The 20,596-nt window shown below is 32.9% G+C and carries 18 protein-coding genes and 1 pseudogene; 11 read left to right on the plus strand and 8 right to left on the minus strand.

Annotated features, from left to right (window positions below):
* Window positions 1–9 precede the first annotated feature (9 nt).
* From VIK44_RS11265 to VIK44_RS11275, 3 genes are read left to right on the plus strand one after another with little or no spacing between them, the layout of a single operon-like run.
* Window positions 10–189 carry a hypothetical protein gene (locus VIK44_RS11265; RefSeq protein ID WP_331553990.1) on the plus strand — a complete coding sequence of 60 codons (180 nt, stop codon included), beginning with the start codon at window positions 10–12 and terminating at the stop codon, window positions 187–189.
* Entirely contained in the window at window positions 179–2,182 is a 2,004-nt protein-coding gene (locus VIK44_RS11270) for an AAA family ATPase (protein ID WP_331553991.1), read from the plus strand. Before VIK44_RS11265 ends, VIK44_RS11270 begins: the two co-directional genes overlap by 11 nt.
* 1 nt (window position 2,183) lies before the next feature.
* Window positions 2,184–2,648 (plus strand): hypothetical protein, encoded by a 465-nt coding sequence (locus tag VIK44_RS11275; RefSeq protein ID WP_331553992.1) that lies wholly within the window; start codon window positions 2,184–2,186, stop codon window positions 2,646–2,648.
* A gap of 216 nt (window positions 2,649–2,864) precedes the next feature.
* Here VIK44_RS11275 and VIK44_RS11280 read toward each other — a convergent pair whose 3' ends face one another.
* The 5 genes from VIK44_RS11280 to dndB are packed head-to-tail and all read right to left on the minus strand — an operon-like array spanning window position 2,865 to window position 8,790.
* Window positions 2,865–3,989, minus strand: a complete 1,125-nt coding sequence (locus tag VIK44_RS11280; RefSeq protein ID WP_331553993.1) for a cysteine desulfurase family protein — start codon at window positions 3,987–3,989, stop codon at window positions 2,865–2,867.
* The gene (gene dndE / locus VIK44_RS11285) at window positions 3,989–4,366 is read right to left on the minus strand and encodes a DNA sulfur modification protein DndE (RefSeq protein ID WP_331553994.1); all 378 of its coding nucleotides are present in this window, start codon (window positions 4,364–4,366) and stop codon (window positions 3,989–3,991) included. The genes VIK44_RS11280 and dndE overlap by 1 nt, the downstream gene beginning before the upstream one ends.
* A gap of 4 nt (window positions 4,367–4,370) precedes the next feature.
* The gene (gene dndD / locus VIK44_RS11290; RefSeq protein ID WP_331553995.1) at window positions 4,371–6,278 is read right to left on the minus strand and encodes a DNA sulfur modification protein DndD; all 1,908 of its coding nucleotides are present in this window, start codon (window positions 6,276–6,278) and stop codon (window positions 4,371–4,373) included.
* Window positions 6,253–7,707 (minus strand): DNA phosphorothioation system sulfurtransferase DndC, encoded by a 1,455-nt coding sequence (gene dndC / locus VIK44_RS11295; RefSeq protein ID WP_331553996.1) that lies wholly within the window; start codon window positions 7,705–7,707, stop codon window positions 6,253–6,255. The genes dndD and dndC overlap by 26 nt, the downstream gene beginning before the upstream one ends.
* Window positions 7,708–7,710: 3 nt before the next feature.
* Window positions 7,711–8,790 carry a DNA sulfur modification protein DndB gene (dndB, locus tag VIK44_RS11300; RefSeq protein ID WP_331553997.1) on the minus strand — a complete coding sequence of 360 codons (1,080 nt, stop codon included), beginning with the start codon at window positions 8,788–8,790 and terminating at the stop codon, window positions 7,711–7,713.
* A 1,020-nt stretch (window positions 8,791–9,810) separates the two neighbouring features.
* Here dndB and VIK44_RS11305 point away from each other — a divergent pair.
* From VIK44_RS11305 to VIK44_RS11325, 5 genes and pseudogenes are all read left to right on the plus strand, one after another.
* The gene (locus tag VIK44_RS11305) at window positions 9,811–9,969 is read left to right on the plus strand and encodes a hypothetical protein (RefSeq protein ID WP_331553998.1); all 159 of its coding nucleotides are present in this window, start codon (window positions 9,811–9,813) and stop codon (window positions 9,967–9,969) included.
* Window positions 9,970–10,119: 150 nt separating this feature from the next.
* Window positions 10,120–13,107, plus strand: a complete 2,988-nt coding sequence (locus VIK44_RS11310) for a type I restriction enzyme HsdR N-terminal domain-containing protein (RefSeq protein WP_331553999.1) — start codon at window positions 10,120–10,122, stop codon at window positions 13,105–13,107.
* Window positions 13,108–13,605: 498 nt separating this feature from the next.
* A complete protein-coding gene (locus VIK44_RS11315) occupies window positions 13,606–13,902 on the plus strand; it encodes a hypothetical protein (RefSeq protein WP_331554000.1) in 297 nt (98 codons plus the stop codon).
* 1 nt (window position 13,903) lies between these two features.
* Complete coding sequence (locus VIK44_RS11320) at window positions 13,904–14,116, plus strand: hypothetical protein (RefSeq protein WP_331554001.1); 213 nt, start codon at window positions 13,904–13,906, stop codon at window positions 14,114–14,116.
* A 76-nt stretch (window positions 14,117–14,192) separates the two neighbouring features.
* Window positions 14,193–14,489: pseudogene (locus tag VIK44_RS11325) on the plus strand (N-6 DNA methylase); the annotation flags it as partial.
* Window positions 14,490–15,443: 954 nt separating this feature from the next.
* On the opposite strand, the gene VIK44_RS11330 reads toward VIK44_RS11325, so the two are convergent.
* The 3 genes from VIK44_RS11330 to dinB all read right to left on the minus strand — a co-directional run bounded on the left by VIK44_RS11330 (window position 15,444) and on the right by dinB (window position 17,347).
* Window positions 15,444–15,998: a hypothetical protein gene (locus tag VIK44_RS11330; protein WP_331554002.1), complete on the minus strand. Its 555-nt coding sequence runs from the start codon at window positions 15,996–15,998 to the stop codon at window positions 15,444–15,446.
* Window positions 15,999–16,092: 94 nt separating this feature from the next.
* Complete coding sequence (locus VIK44_RS11335; RefSeq protein ID WP_331554003.1) at window positions 16,093–16,242, minus strand: hypothetical protein; 150 nt, start codon at window positions 16,240–16,242, stop codon at window positions 16,093–16,095.
* Between the two features lie 10 nt (window positions 16,243–16,252).
* Window positions 16,253–17,347, minus strand: a complete 1,095-nt coding sequence (dinB, locus tag VIK44_RS11340) for a DNA polymerase IV (RefSeq protein ID WP_331554004.1) — start codon at window positions 17,345–17,347, stop codon at window positions 16,253–16,255.
* 835 nt (window positions 17,348–18,182) lie between these two features.
* Here dinB and VIK44_RS11345 point away from each other — a divergent pair.
* The 3 genes from VIK44_RS11345 (at window position 18,183) to VIK44_RS11355 (ending at window position 20,368) form a co-directional block, all read left to right on the plus strand.
* Window positions 18,183–18,782: a hypothetical protein gene (locus VIK44_RS11345; RefSeq protein ID WP_331554005.1), complete on the plus strand. Its 600-nt coding sequence runs from the start codon at window positions 18,183–18,185 to the stop codon at window positions 18,780–18,782.
* A 22-nt stretch (window positions 18,783–18,804) separates the two neighbouring features.
* On the plus strand, window positions 18,805–18,963 hold the full coding sequence (locus tag VIK44_RS11350) for a hypothetical protein (protein ID WP_331554006.1): 159 nt from the start codon (window positions 18,805–18,807) through the stop codon (window positions 18,961–18,963).
* Between the two features lie 1,078 nt (window positions 18,964–20,041).
* Window positions 20,042–20,368 (plus strand): hypothetical protein, encoded by a 327-nt coding sequence (locus VIK44_RS11355; protein ID WP_331554007.1) that lies wholly within the window; start codon window positions 20,042–20,044, stop codon window positions 20,366–20,368.
* Window positions 20,369–20,596 lie beyond the last annotated feature (228 nt).

The raw sequence follows: 20,596 nt of genomic DNA on the forward strand, positions 1-20,596 counted from the left end.
GAGGAAAAAATGGACAATAATGATAATAAACAAAAGCTAGAAGCTATTCTTAAAAAGTATGACGCAAATATTAGAGAGTTATATAGGGGAATTACAAGGTTAGAAGGCAATGTAACATTGAAAAAGAACGAACGAAAAGGCCAAATAAAAGATCTCATTGTTAAGGAGGTTACTAATCATGTTAATTAGAAAAATGGAGATGAAGAATTTTTTTAGGATTTATGACAAAGTTGAAATCGAATTCGCACAGGACAGTGATAAAAACGTTACCGTCATTAAGGGCGATAATGGAATGGGTAAGACAACTGTTCTTAGTGCTTTTTATTGGGCCTTCTATGGAGATGTTCTCGAACCACTTACAATAGAAGAAATGTTAAATAAACGAACCCGTATTGAGATGCGAACAGATGATACAGAAGTTGCATCAGTAACTATTGATTTTTCCGACAAAAATAATGAGTATACTTTTCAAAGAAAACAATGGTTTAAAAAAAATTCAGAAGGAATAATTGTGTTGGCTGGAGAACCAGAAGTGTACATAATTGATAAGACACAAAATAAACCAATAAATGATCCTCAATACTTTGAAAATTTTATCCCTGAAGAACTAAGTGGATTTTTTTTCTTTGATGGGGAACGCATTGATCGACTGGCAAAAATTGATGGGAAGAAAGAGATTCGAAAAGCCATCCTTGATATATTAGGTTTAACAAATTTGGAACATATTAATGAAAATTTAGATTCAATAAAAAAAGATTTTAATACAGAAATGAAAAAGAGTGCAAAAGACAAAGGCCTAAAAGAAATGAATGAACAGTACGAGCTCACTAATTCTCAACTTGATGCGGAAAAAGAAATTGAAAAAGACGAGAATTTCAAATTAGATGTTGCAAGAAAAATAAAACTGGATTGCGATAAGTATCTAGCGGAACATAATGCGGAAAAGATACGTTTATTAAACAAGGATAGAGAAAAACTAGAAAGGGATCAAACCTCTATTGATGGTGAAAATGGACAAAAACGACTTGAACAAAAATACATTCTTTCATTTATTTCAAAGAATTTCAAGATTTTTTTAATATCAAAATTCTTTGGTCAGATTAATGATTTATTGGAAGATAAACGAAAGAAGAAGGAACTACCATCTGATATTAAAGAAACATTTGTTAAGGACCTTATTGATAGTGAAGTATGCATTTGTGGAAATTCAATTATTAAAGACACTAAAGAATATAAAAAGCTAGTTGCATTGTTACAGACTGCAGGCAGAGAGGAATTAGATAGTTCTTACATAAAGATATCCGCATTTATTAATTCAAATTCAACACGCGAAAGTGTTGATGACTTTTATAATGAAATTTATAAATATAAAGATAAAATGTTGAAACTGGATGAAAGGTTAGAAGAAATAAAAAAAGAGCTATTATCTATTCGAAATGATTTAAAGAACAGTGATGATAAAATGATCGATGCTCGAGAAGCACAGCGTGAAAAAGCAGAAGAAGAAATAGTATCAGCTACTAAGAAAATTGGTTTGGCGGAAGGTCGAATTAGCTCTTACAATGAAAAGCTTAGAACTTTAACTGGAAAAATTAAAAAGGTGCATGGGCAAGATCAAGAGGCGGATATGTATGCAAAATGTTTTGAAACCTCTGATGTGTTACTTCAGCTTAATAATGAAATACAGAAACATTTTATAAGCACAACTCATGAGGATATGGATAAAAAGCTTAAAGATGTGTTTGGGGTATTAGCAAGGAAACAGGATCGAGAGCCCTTACTCACAAAAGATTTTGAATTAAAAATTGTTAACAAAGTTAGTCAGAAACCGCAGTTACAATCCACTGGCGAACGTCAAATAACAAGTCTAGCATTTATTGGTGCGTTAGTTTCATACGCAAAAGAGAAGCCTAATATGCAATTGATTTCAGATTTTGCAGGAGGTGATTACCCTATTGTAATGGACTCTCCATTTGGCATGCTTGATGAATTTCATAAAAGTAATGTTGCTAAGGGCATTCCGTCTTTAGCAACTCAAATTGTAGTGATTGTTTCAAACGGACAATGGAAAGGTGAAGTAGAAAAAAATATTTACAACCGAATTGGAAAACTGTATGAAATGAGCGGTGGGATAATAGATATACCGGATAGTGAATTTACTGTATTTAGTGAGGTGAAATAGTATGAAAACAGGAATAAACAAGCCACTTGAATATGAACAGTATTATCAAAAACTTGGGAATGATAGAGAACCTGGATATTTTGAGAATATGAAAGATGTATTGGTTTTGTCAGCAGTTTTGGGTATTATAAATAATCGAAAGATGTCATTTAGTAAAACAGGCGGAGATGCAATAAAAGAACATATATTTCAAGAGGACATGAATATTTTTGATATTATATCAATAATATCAACTGGTGATATTAAAATTCTTTTGAATGAGAATCGTGATGAAAAATACAAGCTTATTGAAGAATACGCTCATGGTGGAATAAATTATTTAGTTGAAAATATTTTTAATGGACCAATAACATCAATTGACAATATTATTGATTTTGTTCTAAAATTTGAACCAAAGAAAGAGAATAAGCTATTTGATTTTGGAGATATGATTTCAAACCTGGTTACTGAATTAGAAAAAGAGTAATGAATAATCCAGTATTTTTTTTTAAATTTGTAACCTGGATTCCCGGAAATATATAACGAGGAATTTTTAAAATCCCTTAAACAAGCGGTTTATAGACATTCTTAACGCAATCCAACCTCGTTATATTAAAATTGTATTACGAGAGAAGAATCGCATATTATAGGGAATAGCAAACATTCTTGTTACATAATCCGGGAATGCAGGTTACAAAGTCAGTTATTTAAGAGTGCTGAGTGCTTGAAGCAACGTTTTAATGATGTCATTAATTTCACTTGCAAATGTTAGGTAAAAACGAATGGTATTGTTGCTGCTGGGTTTATTAAGATTGGAAAGCACATAACTGCCCTCACTGATACTGCAAGCACTACCCGTACTAATCGCGATCTCATTAGAAACTTGCTTGCAAAAAAGTTCATTATTTATGCCAGGGATATTAATGCTTAATAGACCTGGTATTTTATTGTCCTGATCTCCATTAAAAGTGATATCTGGTCTTGCTTTTAAAAGCTCATTTTTAAATTTGTTTTCAAGTTTTAAAATTTGGAGCACATATAGATCCATGTCTCTTTCAGCAACCTCGCAGGCCTTGCCAAATCCAACAATATTATGCATGGCGTGAGTGCCGGCGCGCATTTTATATTCCTGATCCCCACCATCAAGTAGGGAAGGGAGTTTCATTCTTAAGCCAAGATCATCAGGGCCAATATAGGCAATACCGATTCCTTTTGGTCCGTAGATTTTATGTGCGGACATGGATAAAAAATCAACCGGAATCTTTTTTAGATTTACGTTGATTTTACCAACCACCTGGGTGGCATCTGTGTGGAAGAGCACTTCTTTTTTGCGACACAATTCGGATATTTTTTCAATATCATTCAGAGTACCAATTTCATTGTTACCCCACATAATGCTGACAAGAATGGTTTCTTCTTTGATTGCTGCTTCTATCTCTTCGATGTTCACATGACCAAGTTCATCATTGCCCACATAGGTTACTTCATATCCTGATTTTTCAAGGTGTTTACATGTGTTTAGAACAGATTTATGCTCGATTTTGCTGGTAATGATGTGTTTTCCTTTTTTACTGAATTTTTCAGCAACACCTTTAATAATAAAATTATTGCTCTCGGTTGAACCGCTTGTGAATAGAAGATATTCTTGATCACAGTCTAACAATTCAGCAACTTGCTCCCGGGCATGTTTAAGAGCCTCCTGGGCACGGAGTGCCTGAGGGTAGTATTTGGAGGACGGATTGCCATATTCAGTTTTCATATATTCAATCATTGTTTCAAGAACCTCGGAGTCCATTGGGGTAGTTGCTGCATTATCAAGATAGATCATTAGATTGTTCCTCCGGTTCGTATCAATTCTTCAATAAAATTTTCGAAACCGCCACATAACTTAACACTTGATTCAAGTTCAAGTAAACCACGCTCAATATGTGCTTTAAGATATTTTTTCATATACTCATCATCAGTTATATAGTTTCCAATATCATTTTTTATGAGTTCTTTTATCAATAAGTCTTCATCCCCAGTTAATGTAGATCTTTGAAACTCGAAGCCATTACTATCAAGTTTGTAATCCAATGGTCTCTCTGATTTGAGGGAAAGGCCAATGGCATAACGGCATAATATATTAGGAGTTAACCCATATTTGTTTTTTATATTTCTTAAAATGGTCTCGCCTTGTTTAGAGGTTTTAAGTCGTGTTTTCATAGCTTCATCTCGTTTCTATCATTTGATGATCTTTTTTACTTAAATCAATAGTGTATTCAATATTGGTTAGTGAATTCAAAAACTCTCGATCAATATTTGCCAGCTCAGAATCCGTTGCAAGGATGATGACTTGATCAGGACAAGAACTAATAAATTCTTTAAATACATTGTTTCTGTGACCTTCATCCAATCGACTAAGAAGTGTATCAAAAACCATTGGAACGGTTCGTTCTGATGATTGGATAATGGCGTAAATTAGTGAAAGTACAAATAGTTGTTTTTCACCAGCTGATAGGTGAGAGTGATCCAGATGGTTATTGTTATCATCTAATAAATAAATCATATTATCTTTGATCGTAAAGTCTTTAATAAAACCCTGTTTACGGATTAAACGGTCGAACATATATTTTGTTTGATCCTCAATCACTCTAATTTTTTTATTTTTTATTGTTGCAATATATTTTCCCAGGACAGTATTGAGCTGATCAAGGATATTGTTTATATTTGATTTTTTAAGTTCTTTCCATATTTCTTTTTCAGTTTCTTCCAGCAATGCCTGCCGTTTGATTATTTTCTCGCTAGTCTCATTTATTGCAGCAATAATTTGCTCCAGCGCTATCTTATTTGTTGAAAGTTCATTTTGAAATTTCAATAGTTCATCGAGCTGACCGGCTTTTTTAGCAGTATTATATGCCTCGATTTCTTTTGATAAATGATTTGCATCATTCTCAAGTTTCTTAACGTGTGCAATTTTTACAATTAATATTTGTTGATCTGTATCGAAGAGTTCACTCAGTTTACTCTTTAGGTTATAATAATCCTCACTGTTGAGACGATGTATAAACTGCTGATTGCCAACAGAATAATACTTTTTTATTTTTCCTAAGGTCTCTTTTATTACTGGAGCATCATCATCTCCGATTTTTTTAATTAAGTAGGTTTCGAGATCGATTGACATTGCATTTTGAATGATCTGGCTTGTTTTACTGGATTCCTCATGGTCAATATTGGCTTCAATGGTTTTTAATTGATCTTTTAATAAAGCATAGGGAAGATAGCTCGTTAAAAGTTCCTGGACCGATCGTTTTTCTTCATTAATTTGGGTGGTAATTGCATGAAATTTATCATCATCAACATCAATTGAAGAGAGATTTAAAGAATCCTTAAATCGATTGAGATTAGAAGCGTAGTTAATTAAATTATTTTGGGTAAGTTCTTTTTTATCTGACAGTTGAGAAATCTCTTTGTTATAGCTTTCTAAGATTTCCAGGGAACTCGTCTTGTTTTGTTCGAGACGCTCTAATTGTTTACTGTTGACTTTCTTTATGGCATAAGTAATAAGATCACTTTTAAGATTCTTAAAAAGATCAATGTTAATTGATGATTCAATCAGATCAATGAGGTTAGAATTAAGCACACTTAACTGGTCTATTTTTTCCCCATCCAAATAAAATAATTCAAATAAATCAAGAGGAAAAGCATGGTACATAACATTGAAAAATTCCTCTTGTTCTTTAACCGTTAATAGAATATTATTCCGTTTTACTTTTACTAATTCATCAAATTTACCAGTCTCAAGTGTCCAGGAGCGTTTGATCATATATTCACCGTCAAATTTATGAAGATGTGAAATAAAGGTAGCTTCAACTGAGAAATGAGAGGAACCATCCTTTTGGGCGTTAACATTTAATTTATTAAGGATGAATTCTTCATAAGACTTGGTGTTAGTCCTATGTTTCAGAATCATTGAACCGAAAAAGCAAGCTTTTACAGCATTAAGGAAAGTTGTTTTTCCTGCACCATTTTTACCTATAATTACTGAAACTTTCTTTTTATTGTTGTAAGGAAATTTGAAGGTGTTCAAACCTTCGTATATCCCAAAATTTTCAATTGTTATTTGTGTCAGTCTCATTGTTGATTCTCCTATAAATTTCATGCAGTTCTTCGTGAACAATATCACGGTTAAGTATTTTATCTATTTTATTATAGATATCATTTCGCATTTTAACCCCTAAATATTTATTTTCCACGGTAATAAGGGCTTTTATTACATCAATATCAACATTCTCATTTTCACATATTGATTCAAGAGTATTATAATCAGAAGGACTTATGAATGGTTGATTAATATAACCACTATAGAAGGGCTTGCCAATGATTTCTTCATATATTTTCGGAAGTGTATCCTCCCAATCACCATTCTCAATCCACTGACTTCGAATATATTGAAGTTCATCACGAGTAACTAATTCAAAATACTGTTCCCGATCAATGGAAAATTTATGATCCTCCGCTTGTTTAAGCATTTTATTAAATGCAACCTCCGTTTCGAGAAGCGATCTTGTTAATTTAATACGTCCTTCTAAACTAAAGGGTCCTAGTCCACGACGTTCTTTTTCAGTCCCAACATAATAGATTGCGCCATTCATTCTATAATTATTTCGGTATTCATGATCTTCTCTAATTTCTGCTAAGAAATTACGGAATTTAAGCAATGGGCGAAGCTCATCATAATCATTTTGAATAAAACCGCTTAGTGATTTGTCTTTTGATACTACTGTACAAACCCAGCATCCAAATCTACTTTGACCACACGAGGGTGCATTAACATCCTGCTGAACAGGACACTCAGATTCATCTGAGGCATCTCTGTATAATGACAAAAGCAAATTATTATCAAACCCCCAAGGACTAGTTGTATTAAGGAGACATGCCCATACATCATCAGTCGATAAATGTTCGATTGGTGCATAGGTAAAGGCCCTTTTATTGGTTTCGTGGGATTTCAATATTTTTCCATCAATGGTGTGCTTGGTGATTGAATTTTTACGGGAATTGCTTTCAGCATTTCTAACACCTAGTACAACAACTACACTTCCATGAGTGTCTGCAACTTCATCAATATAAACGTCTATCGGTTTGATCTTAAGGCGATGCGTACACCATCTGAAAGTTTGCCTTGGGGAAGGATAGCCTTTACCGAGGAGTAATGACCAAAAGGTTTCGGTTACTAAAGGTTTAACCAATTTGGATTCGATTGGCAAATGAGAGCTTTTGGAAAATTGATTCATTAAATCCATATTCTGTTCAAGATAGTGAATGATTAATGGATTTTCAACCATTGTATCCGATGATACAATATGAATATTCTTTGTGCGTTTTTCAATTGGTAATTGCCTTATAGCCTCAAACACCACCATCGCTGTTAAGGTACTGTCTTTTCCACCAGAATAACCGATAACCCAAGGCCGTGTATCACTAAGGTAGAGTTCCTGTATTTCATTGTATATTTCGTTGAGTACAATATCTTTGCCATATTCTTGTATTAGGTTTTTTGCCATGTTTTACACTTCCTTTTGCAGTTTCTCTTCTTTGATTTTTTCAGAAGATGTGAGTGGTAGATCAATCAGTTGTTTAATTTTATAATAGGATCGATCTATAAATGCATTTGATTTATGCATACTTCCATTTTCAAGTAAACAGCGGTTTGACCAATCATTGAGATTTGTTTTTTGCCAGTTGATTTTATTAAGTGATTTTACATAGTATTCCCAATTTTTAATATTCTCTAAATATAAGTAATAACATAGCTTACCCAGAGCTTCTAATATTATTCCGTATACCGCTACTGAAGATTGCCTTGCATGATAGGGGCTTATTTCATCATCTAAAACAAATGTCCATTCTTTAAAACTAATTGTCAAATAATTCCAATATGAAATGACGAATTTTTGTAAATTTTCATCAGAAGTAATGTTTTTATTGCCATAAGAGGTTTGGAGAGCTTTATAAAAATTACTTAATGTAAAAAGCTTATTTGATTTTTGGGCAATGGAATCATAAGTTTTATCAAGGTACTTGTATAATTTTTTATTCGTTTCCAAATAAGCTTTCATAAAAATGATTTCTTCATCACGATGATTGTATAGGATTGAATTTGATTTTGATACTTTTACCGCGTGTCTATTAAGATCCGAAAACATTTGCTGACTTCGTTCTAAACCTTGATCAACATATAAAACAACAGATATACTCTCATTCTTCAAATCAGGATTTTCTTTTATTGCTTCATCAATTGCAGCTTTTCTATGTTGACCATCATTAATTAATAAATTACTTGTCATAGCAATATCTAATGTACCAATATCCGGTTGATCTGGGGAAACAGGGCTGAAAGAATAATTACCATCAACTGAAGCTGTAATGGAAGAGAATACATAACTATCTAAGTTGTTAAGCATATAGCTTGCAATCTCTGGAATTCTCTTTTCATTAAGCACTCTCTGTGCTCGAAATTCTTCTGGTATTTCATTGTTATAAAAATTAAATACTTTACTTAGTATATCAAGAGGGCAAATAAGTGTGAAAAACTCTTTTTTTGCCTGAAAACCTCTAATAGCTGGAAATGAATAATTGAAGTTCATTTTAAAATTCTCCTCGTTACGTACGTAATAATTATAGTATAAACGAAAGTCTGTACGGAGTAAAGAATAAAAATCTGTTTTTGATAAATATTAGAGCAATTCAAATTGGGGGGAGATCAGAGGGACGGTTGTGTGCCACGAAGGCCTAGTATTTAAATAATAATGCAGAGCTATATTGATCGGAAGGAATTGCTGTTGAAGACTGAGCTATTCAAAGTCAGGAAGTTTTCTGCCATTGATACAGGCACGATCTGGATAAAGAATTATTTGATGATTTCAACTTCTGCTAAGGGCCATTTGCAGAAGTTGAACGATCTTATTTAAAATTTTGCAGATAAAACAACAAAAGCATCTTTCAAATTAGAAATGGTTTTAACGGCAGCGTCAAAGTAAGCCCCAACAATTTTAGAAATGAAAGAATTGCTCAGGGCTTACTTTTGGGGATGGCTTTACGTTCGTCAGGTCTTGGCACGGTGGCCGCTCCGCTCTTACCGTGCCTGCCATATGTTATCCCTCTACCCAAGCCCCCGGCTAAACGCCCGGGGCTTTGTTCGTGTTGGCCTCCACTGCCGTTAGTCCTGCGCCCTGGTCTCCGCTATCGCTGCGTCAAGGCTAAATTTACTTCAGGCGTCTCGCATTCGTCTTACCCTGCCGGGCAGAGCGAGCGGCTTGAATCCACTTTTTGTTTGACATGGGTGTGCTGGATTCGCCGATACCCTGGTCCAGAAGCATTACCGGAACTTTGTAAAGTTCAAAATCATTAGCCTGCTTTTTTGCAGGTTTTTTTAATTCCTTATTTGACGCTTGCTTTTCAACAAAGTAGGGTACATTAAGAATATAAAAAAAGTTGTCTTGGAATGCCCTTCGTAACACGATCTAAAAATACCCAACCGGATGGATTACGCGATCTTTTTCAGGGTCCAGACAGCTCATTATAAAAAAATATACCGATAAATGTTTTTACTAACGGAGTTGAATAAATTAGTATATAATTAGAATATATTTGACGGAGGTGGAATTTTGAAAATTGCTTATGACTTAACAGTCGTCCCTGAAGTGACTGAAAAATTTAAGATAGCATTGAGATTAGACGATGAAAATTCTGATGAAGTGATCGAAAATTTTATGCTGAAATATATCTCAACCAGCTTTGCAAAGCAGTCAAAGATCCTAAATTAATGACAAATTTGAAATCATTAAAAGATATTGAAACAATAAAAAACGAATTACCAAAAGCAAAAATTAGAATACCCAAAACCTGCATTTCCGGGAATTCAGGTTTAATATAATATAAATTCTATTTTAGAAAATATTTCAATGGAGTAGAAAATGAATCTAAATACGTTTTTAATATCAATAGATTTTCGTAGTGTTGTATCAGAGCAAGATGTTAGGACAAAAATTGCAGTACCTTTACTTGAATGTTTGGGTTACCCTATCGAAAATAGAGCCGAAGAATTTCCTGTATATGGATTCGAAGGTCGAAAAAAAATGGCTACAAAATTTGCAGATATTATGCTATTTTCGGATCGTGAATTTTCAATACACCGGAATTTTATTGCGCGAGATTGGGTGATGGATCACTCACTTGTTGCAGTTGAATTAAAAAAACCGACAGAAGATATTTCTGAGTCTAAGGGACAAGCTCAATTTTATGCTATGTGGACCCGAGCACTTTATTATATTTGCACCAATGGTAAAAAGATTATAATTTACAAGTTAGAGAATTTTAATGCAGATTCTGCATTGTGTAGTTGTGAAGTTTCAGAATTAGAAAGACATTGGTTTAAAATATATGAATCAATTGCTTTTAAAGAGCTAAAGATGAAAAAAGAACCGCAATTAAGCGATAATAAAGGATTAAGATATCAAGAATATTGTTTGTCCCGAATCGTAACGAATAAAAAAGATGAATGGTGCTGGAATCAAAAAATCTTCAAAAAAGTCAATGATTCAAAAGATGAAGAATTTGCTATAAAATATTTATCTGAAACGAAAAGCAACATTTTGCTACTTGCACATGCTGGTGTTGGTAAAACAACTTGTTTGAAATTTGCTTTTGAAGAGCACATAAATCAATATTTGACAGGTACAACAACCAAGTTGCCAATATTTCTCTCAGCAAAGTTTTGGAAACGGAATTTTAATTCAATTGAAGAAGGTGTGTATAAAGAGTTGTCATCTTATCTTCCATATTTAACAGAAGAGCTTGTAAGGCTAGAATTTGTTAAAGGGAGTTATTGCATATTTATGGATGGTTTAGATGAGTGTTTGGTTGAAAAAGATTTATTAATTGAAGAGATTAATAAATCTTTGAATTATGCTCAATTGCAAATACTATTAACATGTCGTACTGATCGATATTACAATGAGTGCGAACTATTTGAAAAATTCTATTTAGAATCATTAAAAGAAAAAGAAATCATAGCAATTTCAACTCGTGTTTTAGAATATGATACAACATTTATAATTCAAACTATGGATAAAAGTTTAAAAAAACTAATTCAAACGCCTCTATATTTTAGTATGTGGATTATTTATTACAAAAATAGTAATGGATCTAAGATACCTACTAATACCGCAAAACTATTTGACGGTTTTATTACATATTTATTAAAAGATTATCTTGCCGAAAAAGGAAACTACAATTTTGAATTAATACCAATTAAAACTTTGAAAATGATTTTATCCCGGTTTGCATATTTGAGCTTTGATAACAAAAAACAAATCGATTTAAATCAGGTTATTAATGATGTTATGGCAGGTAACAATCATGTGCAGGAAGCACATAGGATTATGTTTCAGAGTGGTTTGCTATTTGAATTTGATGGTATCATTGATTTTCAACAGTTTTCAATAAAAGAATATTTTTGCTCAGTTTATCTGTCTCAATTGGGTACTTCAGAAATAATTTTGTTTCTTAAAGCAAATAATGAGGATGATGATTATAAAGAAGTTATTTGTTTGCTCACAGGTTTGATGCAAGGGGTACAGGAACAAAATAGTGTTCTTGATTTTTTAGAAATCACTAACTTACCCTTATATGTTAAATGCTTGAAAAAGCGATATAATTTTTCAAACAAGTATTATGGATGCATAACAAAGGATATTTGCGAAAATTTTTTCATTCAAGTTCTGCGCACGTTTGAAACCATTGTTAATACGCATTTTTATACCTTTAAGCAATGGCTCTATCCATGTTTGTGTTCTGATCTATCAGTTCAAAATAAGCAAGAACTAAATTTAGAAGCTAAAATAAGAGGTAGTATCGATCCAATTGATCTGACAGTTAATCTTGAATTATTAAGTTCAGAAAAAGAGAATATCAATAAAGTAGATGTAGCTTTTTCATCAAATAAACCAATTATTAGTACAATGCAAGGTAAAAAAGAAATAATAATACCAATAAAGTCATTTACAGATAATAAAAATCATTACTATTTTGATATTACAAAAATATATTCAGGAATAGACTGTGCAAGGGAAATAGCAGTAGAAATAATTTCCAAAAAAATTAAACAAATATTTTCATCTGATTTGTTATTATTTGATGAGCCACCTTTTATGCAACTTTGTTATGTTGAAAGTACATTAAGAGCAATATCACCAATTAAAATCAGATACGATACTGATAACATCATTGAATATGACTTATCTCTTAATAAACAAACTATTGATCAGTTGGAAAATATTTTGAGTGGAATAAGAGATGGAAGTTTTAAAAATATACCTTTTTTCGTAATTTGGTATATTTTAAAACTTAATAAAAATTCAGATATTGATACTAAAAAGGTTGCTTTTCCTGATATAGATATCAAATTAGGTAAATCAAGCGGTTGGGTTTCTGACTATTATTCAATGGAATGTATAATTGGATGGCTGCAAGTTTATTACGATGAGTTTCAAAAATCATATAGGTTCTTTGTCGATAAATTATTCCCAACAATAAAAAATAGTATGGGAATGTATCAAGTAGGACCTTTTCAGTACGAACTCCTTGTAACAAAAGCACCGAGAAAACAAAGTGGACTTGGAAATGAGGGTAGCTTAAGAATAAGATGGGTTCCGAAGGAATTTATGGAAGAATGTGTTGTAATAATAGATTTACAAGAATATGTAGAGAAAAAACAGACACTTGAAGACATTCTGGAATACACAAAAAATTTAAAGAAAAATTTGAAGTTTTTTAATCGAAATTGCAGTAGCTTTTTCACTGAAAGTAACGCAACTCTATTTTCAATATTCAACTCAAAAAATTCTGTTAGAGTAAGTGTATATAAGCAAATAGATGAAGATTTAAAAAGAATATTAGAATAACTACTAGGGGTGTCGCCAACATTTCCGACAAAACCCCTTCTAAGACTGGGGTACCGGCAGCAAAACGCGGAAATTATACGCTAAGGATTAAAACTAATCAAAGATGCTAATATATCTTTAACAATTGCAACTATCTTGTGCCTGTAAACATGTCCCCAAGCTGATTTATCAGTAAATAAAACGTTATATATGTTCAATACATTTGCTTTGAATTATTTACCTTATAAATTCACTTATGAAATGGCTTGAAACTGTATCTCAATATATTAAAATAATAAAGCAAATAATACGTTCGTTTGTTTTACCAGTTTTATAGAAATTATAGCTCCATTAATGCAGGTTTGTTGGTATTAATAGGAATAGTCTGGAGCTTAGAGTATATTTTCCGCTAAAAGATGCCTGCACCCCTATAATCATGATAACTTTAATTTAAGGTTTTGGTTCTCTGATGGATATTGATAAACTTACACCAAAAAAAGAAATGCCATTGACACATTAATGACAAATGAACGCGATTATGAAATAAGAAATATGTATAACGGGGTTGATAACTTAGAGGATATTTACGATGCATTATCAAGAGGAGCTTACAGAGATTTAAGATTAGTCAGTTATGGTCATGGATCAAGATATTATAAATCTGTTGATGACTGTATAATTGAAACGTGGGCAAACTACGTAGCATTAAAATTGACTCGACCTGATTTAATAAAATTACTTGAAAAAGAAAAGCCAGAACTGGTTAAATTAATGGATAGTATGAGAGATGATCTGTTAAAGAAAGTAGGTGAATAAATTGGATAATTTTGAAAAACAAGAAGCTATTTCAAATCTTTTATTAAGTTTTTATGATCCTATTGTTTATAAATTCTTTGATATAGAAAGTGATAAACTTCTTGATGAAAAAATCGAGGTTTTGACACGGCTTAAAAATGGCGATGCACCAATTGACATACCTAATTATTATAAGGTTTTAGAATTATATCCAGAAAATGAATTGTGGGATTAAAAAAGGAGTGACTCAGTTTTGGTTCTCTGATGGATATTGATAAACTTACACGAAGCTACACGGCTTAATGACCCATTTTGAAAAGGCTAAAAATCAGAATAACTTGAGTGACACTAATATCAGTAAAATTATTGAAGCCGTTAAAGCCCGTCAAAATATCGATAAATATGCGCACCTGGCTTCAATCGAAGAAATCCGGGCCAATGATTTTAACTTGAATATTCCGAGGTATGTGGACACATTCGAAGAAGAAGTGTTAATTGATCTGGACGAAGTCAATCAGCTGTTAAAACAAGATGACGCGGATATTGCAGAGCTTGAACAAAAGATTAATGATCAGCTGGCACTTCTGGGTGTGTCGGCTTGTATTTAATATTTTGTCAATTACCCCATAACCAGACTATACAAAGCAATGGATTGACTCCCAGGCCTCTTTTATCAAGGCTTTGTTTAATCAATTAGGCTGGGAAAGTTAAGTCTTTTATTTTAGGTTTATTTCGTTTTTGATTGAATGCTCAACGAAAATATTGTATACTAGGCACATAGAAAAGCGTTATTAACAAGCGATTTGTCCACCTGAAACACTACTTCATTGAAGTTGGCAAAATGGAAAGGTGGTAAGATATTTTTGTACAACTTCCTTGGAACTACATTTAGAGAGGAGTTGTTAATGATAAGTATCTCTTTATTATTTGCTATAGCTTGTATTACAATGTGTATTTGCGAAATTTGTAAAACATTACGTATGTACATCATTTATTCAGCAAAAAAATAAACAACTGCTACGTCAATAGCAGTTGTTTAGCTGAAAAGTTTTTAATTTTTTTGGTTTAAAGAATATATATATATCGGGCATCCGTTTGTATGACGCTTTTCTATATTTATATATAACGTTATGACGTTATATATGCCTTTATATTAATCCAAAAGACTCCAAGATGCAAGCATAAAAGGCTCCCAGGAGCCTTCTTTTAATAATTATTTAATTTATTATCATATTTTTTTAATTTTTTTTTAAAATATTAAGCATTTCTTTCCAATTCTTTTTTAATTTCATCGTAGTATTTATAAACAGTTGTCCAGCTGATACCTAATGCCTTGGCGATTTCCGATACCTTTTTTCAGAATGTTCTGCTATATAATCTTTAATTAATTGTTTCTTATCTGGTCTACCATCTTTATTTCGCCATTCTCCGTTCAGTTTGCGGCAGATAACCTATGCCGTGTCGTAAATGTACTTAAACTGAATATTCATAAAGAAGACTTCAATTAATTGCAATGGTTTGTGCATCCTTGGGGATATTTTTATCGATTATTGCTCTTGTTCTTACGGGTTGAGTGGGTGGATCGGGCTTAAATGATTTGGAAGTGGATTTATAATAATATTTTCTGAAAAGGATCTTCCTGGTGTAATGAGGGTTATCTTACAAGATGTTTGTTTTTCAATAATAGAGTCAACATGAAAAATTGCATAACCTTCAATGGTTCCATTCGAAGTGATCCTAGTATTGTCAAGTATATTTTCAGTTTTTATATTAAAAAGAAAATACTTATCTGATGAATCGTTATCCATTAATGAGATTCCATTGCTGTTACGGAAGTCTCGAACATCACACCTACCCGCTCTGTATGTTTTCGAATCTAAGGTTAATTCGATGCCACTAATTGAGACATCAGTATTTGAATTATTTGCTATAATTAAATAACTCATCACTATTCTGTACTTTTCATATGATATAAATCCAAAGCAATAATTATCTTCAGTGGAAGCTATTTTGAGTTTGATAACTGTTTTCCAGTAGCCGTGTAAAGAAAGAGCAAGGCTTGAAACTGAAATGGTTAAAGCAATAATGGCAATCCAATTTTCAAAAATATATTTCATAAAAACACCTTTCAAATTAGAAATGGTTTTCAACAAAGTAGGGTACATTAAGAATTTAAAAAAATTTGTCTTGGGAAGCCCTTCTGCACACAATCTAAAAATACCCAACCGGATGGATCACGTGATCTTTTTTAGGGTCCAGACAACTCATTTGATCGCCGATGGTGATGGCTCGACGTATGGAAAGATTCCCAAATCGTTTTCGGAGATGATCAATGGTATTATCCAGTTGCTCCATTCGCATTCTTTCTTCTTCACGTACCAAACACATCTAACTGGATGGGTATTGTATCCGGAACTAAATCAGCTACCCGAACTCCCAGAGAGCGGATATCTGAGCAGAAATCGTAATTTCTTTTGAATAAATGAATGGCAGCCTCGGCAATCTCGTTTGTTATATCCGACGGTCTGCTCAATTTGGCCTGTCTGGTAAAACTATTCAATTCTTTATTTCTCACATGAATGGCCACCGTTTGACAAAAACATCCGGTTTCCCTTAGTCGCATGGCTACGCTCTCTGTGAGCATATACATAATCAGTTTGACATCCTCAAGGTTCTTGAGATCCCTGGGGGTGGTAATACTATTGCCAATACTTTTAATGATCCGTTCATTCCCGTTATAATCCTCATCAAAACACTTCACCGGGCTATCATCCAGTCCATTTGCAAATCGCCATAAAACTGCGCCCATTTTGCCAAATTGAAGCACTAGAAAATCAGCGGAAGCATTGGCTAGCTGCCCAATGGTATAAATACCATATTTATAGAGCTTTTTCTTTGTGGATCGGCCCACGTAAAGTAAATCCCCAACTTCCTGTTCCCAGACAATCTGTTTAAAATTATCCTGATTGATAACCGTTATGGCGTTTGGTTTCTTATAGTCCGATCCAAACTTAGCAAAGATCTTATTCCAGGAAACCCCGATGGATACGGTTATCCCCAGTTGATCCTGAATCTCTCGACTGATTTTTTGGGCAATTTCCTCCCCGCCACCATGGAGCTTGGCACTGTTTGTGACATCGACCCAACATTCATCCAACCCAAAAGATTCCACCTGATCCGAGTAATGGTTGTATATTTTTCTGGCCAAACGTGAAAAGTGCAAATAACGCTCATAATTAGGCAATAGAATAACAAGGTTCGGACATTTAGCCCGTGCCTGCCATAAAACTTCTCCTGTTTTAACACCAGCTTCCTTTGCCTTTTGGTTCTTGGCCAGAATTATACCATGCCTTTTTTCAGGATTTCCTCCAACAGCCACAGGGAGATCCCTCAACTCAGGATGGTAAAGGCACTCCACATTTGCATAGAAACAATTAATATCCGAATGTAAAATAACCCGTTCCATTTTTTCACCTTTTTTAAACCTTGAGTCTCATTAGTACATATGTTCTTATCTTATAATATACCCATCTGTTATAACTTGTCAATGCAAATACATCAAATTTTACCATTGAAAAATATTATATTGAATCTTTGACCAATGGTCCTTATGAGAATAAAGCAACTCAATCATTCATATTATTTTATAATACTTTTATTTTCAATAACACTGGCTTATGGAAATTGGGTATATGATTTTTATTTTGAAAATCACGTCATAGGAAATTGTTATATCACCGATCACATCAATGATGTCGAATTGTATATAAGTAGGGTTGATCCAAGGACGATTTGTCAATTTAGTGGGTTAAATGACCAAAAATCAATCCATTTTTGAGGGGAATATTTTATTATGTTCTGGTTGCTTTAGAGCCTTTTTATGAGGAGGTTGTGTTTATTGACGGGGTATATGGGGTACTTAGAATAAAGCACGGAAATTATATGCTAATGATTTAGAAACCATGAATTTTTTAATTTTTGTACGCTAAGGTTGCCACCAGAGCAAATTGGAAGGCCACAGCAAGAAGAGAAATGGGAGCATCTGTGTCATGTACTGAAACGTACTTACCATCGTTGGTAAGCATAGAAAAAAGGCTGCACAGCCTTATTTCTCTATATAATCTGCTAATATATATTTTCAGGGGCTAGACAAAAACACCCAAAATCCACCGAGCGTATTGATGATGCAGATACAACGATTATGACACTGGACAAAGCAATAGAAAACGGCGGAAATACCAGGAGTGTTTATGATGAAAGGGGAATATTAATTTTGTGAATTTCTCTTTATAGAAAAACATATGGCTAAACGATTTTTACTAACGGAGGTGAATGAATTAGTATATAATGAGAATATATTTGACGGAGGTGGAATTTTGAAAATTGCTTATGACTTAACAGTTGTCCCTGAAGTGGCTGAAAAATTTAAGATCGCATTGAGATTAGACGATGAAAATTCTGATGAAGTGATCGAAAATTTTATGCTGAAATATATCTCAACCAGCTTTGCTAAAGCTGTCAAAAATCCTAAATTAATGACAAATTTGAAATCATTAAAAGATATTGAAACAATAAAAAATGAATTACCAAAAGCAAAAATTAGAATACCCAAATGGGCGATGAGACCGAATCAAGCCAATCATAAAATAATAAAAGCTTTTTTTGAAGTGGAAAATGAAATGGGTTGCGTTTCATTAATAGAATTCAAAAGACGTTGTGGAGATGAAGACAAATATCCAGGTACTTATGTCAAAGATTTCAAAGGAAACTTTTATCATATGAAAACTGATGCCCACAAATCACATGGAAAAGTCTTTGAATTAGAAATGGATAATGTTGTTATATGGAAAAAAATTGAAGAAAAATTGATGGAGTATAAAAAATATTTTGAAAGAATTTAAAGAAATTGAAAAGGAGAAGTTTATGAACACAGACATAAAAACTAATAGAATCAATACCCGATTAAAACTCTCGCTTTTATGGATGTTTTTGCTGCTCAATATGGCTTATGCGGATATCCTTTCTTTAATGGACGCCACTTCGCCAATCAGAAACATAATGGCTGGAGCTCCTATGCAATAATGGTAGCCTTAAGAACATTGAATGTTATACACGTCATCGTTTGCTTTTAATGGAGTAAGCGAAATCAGCAACCAATTCTCTGCCACAGTAGTTGGATTTTTTCATACAATCGTTGTATTACTAAATCGGTCAGTGTGATGACGAGCGTATAAAAATGATCTGTGTTTTTTAATGGTTTTGCAAGATTGACAGCCAATACATCATAGTAGGATAATTAAAGAAGAACCTGCTTATCTTCGTGGGTGTCTAAGGTATCAATTCTTATATCCACAAGAGGGTTGCATGGATCCTCAACTAATCTTTTGAAATAAACGGATAACTTTTTCTTAAGTTCTTTTTTATTAAACAATAACCTTTATAATAAATAGAGACGTGTAACATTGGTCTGTTATTCATGAGAATACCTCCTTTGGTAGTATTACATTCTAACTCTGAAGGTGAGTATTTTCAAGTTGTATAATGAACAATAAATTTGAATTTGGAGGTAATAAAATGACGGTGTTGTGTATTAACCATAGTTGTAATTGGGTTCAAATCTTTACTGGATGGGGAAGATATACTTGTATAACAGAAGAAAGAGATGGCGAGTTATATTTTATATTCAAAAATGAGTGGCACAAAGTAGAAGATTATACCTCAGAGTCTACTATTGAGTATAACGGATAATTAAGGAATTTACCTGCAAAATTGGCTTTGTTGAGATTTTGAAATCAGAGTTCAAAACCAACGACACTGCATCTTTTCGTTTCCATAAAGATGACGAATATCTCTGGCAGATGATTTTTCCAGTAGGTATATGCATACATCTTATTTTTGAAATATAAAAAAGATTATGAGGTAATTATGCGATTGGGACGGAGGAGGAAGATTGAACGTGGCCTACGACGAAGACTTGTGCAGAAAAATCGATGAATAAGTACAGCTACTCTTTTACAAGCTGTTAAAGAGTAGCGTTGAAATTATAGTATTTCATTCGCATATCCCTTATAATGTAATTATAAGGGATTGTAAATATTGTGTATTAATAATTGCTTATTTGAAAATTGATAAATAGAAATTTTCTAGGAGGTGGATTTTTGTGAAATTTGGAGAAACTCAGATTATTAGAAAAGAAGGGGAAATCCGTTTATTGAAAATTGGTGCAAAATATGATAGAGAGGTATTTTGTGTCATTGGAAATGGCTCTACTAAACATTATGAGGATTATGAAGATGCATTAGAAGAATTCAATCTGCGTTGGATGAAAGAAAAATTTGGTTCTTCATCTAATTCTAATGCAGGCGAGTGTATTAATTGCGGATACTCGCTGCAGGGCGGTAGTTATACATTACCTTGGGAAGATGGCGATAATGAGTATGGATATGTGATTTGTCCACATTGTCGTTGTAAAAATGAAAGATATTAATTATAAAAGGAGGATTTGAACATGAGCGGGGGATTTCCGGAGACTGTAAATAATTTTGTGTCAAGCTAGAAAACCTCCCAGATTAATGTTAAAATAAAATTTAATCTGGGAGGATTTTTATTATGGCAAGACAAAGAAAACTCACCGAAGATTGGAGAGTAAATTCCAATTTGTAGTTAAGTTATTTCACATTTTCGAATATTAGGAACCAAAGTAAAGACTTCTTCG

Source organism: Acetobacterium sp., assembly GCF_036508315.1.
Taxonomy (GTDB): Bacteria; Bacillota; Clostridia; order Eubacteriales; family Eubacteriaceae; genus Acetobacterium.

Coding starts and splice junctions, on each gene's coding strand:
- VIK44_RS11265 (WP_331553990.1), top strand. CDS start 10: ATGGACAATAATGATAATAAACAAAAGCTAGAAGCTATTCTTAAAAAG.
- VIK44_RS11270 (WP_331553991.1), top strand. CDS start 179: ATGTTAATTAGAAAAATGGAGATGAAGAATTTTTTTAGGATTTATGAC.
- VIK44_RS11275 (WP_331553992.1), top strand. CDS start 2,184: ATGAAAACAGGAATAAACAAGCCACTTGAATATGAACAGTATTATCAA.
- VIK44_RS11280 (WP_331553993.1), bottom strand. CDS start 3,989: ATGATCTATCTTGATAATGCAGCAACTACCCCAATGGACTCCGAGGTT.
- dndE (WP_331553994.1), bottom strand. CDS start 4,366: ATGAAAACACGACTTAAAACCTCTAAACAAGGCGAGACCATTTTAAGA.
- dndD (WP_331553995.1), bottom strand. CDS start 6,278: ATGAGACTGACACAAATAACAATTGAAAATTTTGGGATATACGAAGGT.
- dndC (WP_331553996.1), bottom strand. CDS start 7,707: ATGGCAAAAAACCTAATACAAGAATATGGCAAAGATATTGTACTCAAC.
- dndB (WP_331553997.1), bottom strand. CDS start 8,790: ATGAACTTCAATTATTCATTTCCAGCTATTAGAGGTTTTCAGGCAAAA.
- VIK44_RS11310 (WP_331553999.1), top strand. CDS start 10,120: ATGAATCTAAATACGTTTTTAATATCAATAGATTTTCGTAGTGTTGTA.
- VIK44_RS11315 (WP_331554000.1), top strand. CDS start 13,606: ATGACAAATGAACGCGATTATGAAATAAGAAATATGTATAACGGGGTT.
- VIK44_RS11330 (WP_331554002.1), bottom strand. CDS start 15,998: ATGAAATATATTTTTGAAAATTGGATTGCCATTATTGCTTTAACCATT.
- VIK44_RS11335 (WP_331554003.1), bottom strand. CDS start 16,242: ATGCGAATGGAGCAACTGGATAATACCATTGATCATCTCCGAAAACGA.
- dinB (WP_331554004.1), bottom strand. CDS start 17,347: ATGGAACGGGTTATTTTACATTCGGATATTAATTGTTTCTATGCAAAT.
- VIK44_RS11345 (WP_331554005.1), top strand. CDS start 18,183: ATGGCTAAACGATTTTTACTAACGGAGGTGAATGAATTAGTATATAAT.
- VIK44_RS11350 (WP_331554006.1), top strand. CDS start 18,805: ATGAACACAGACATAAAAACTAATAGAATCAATACCCGATTAAAACTC.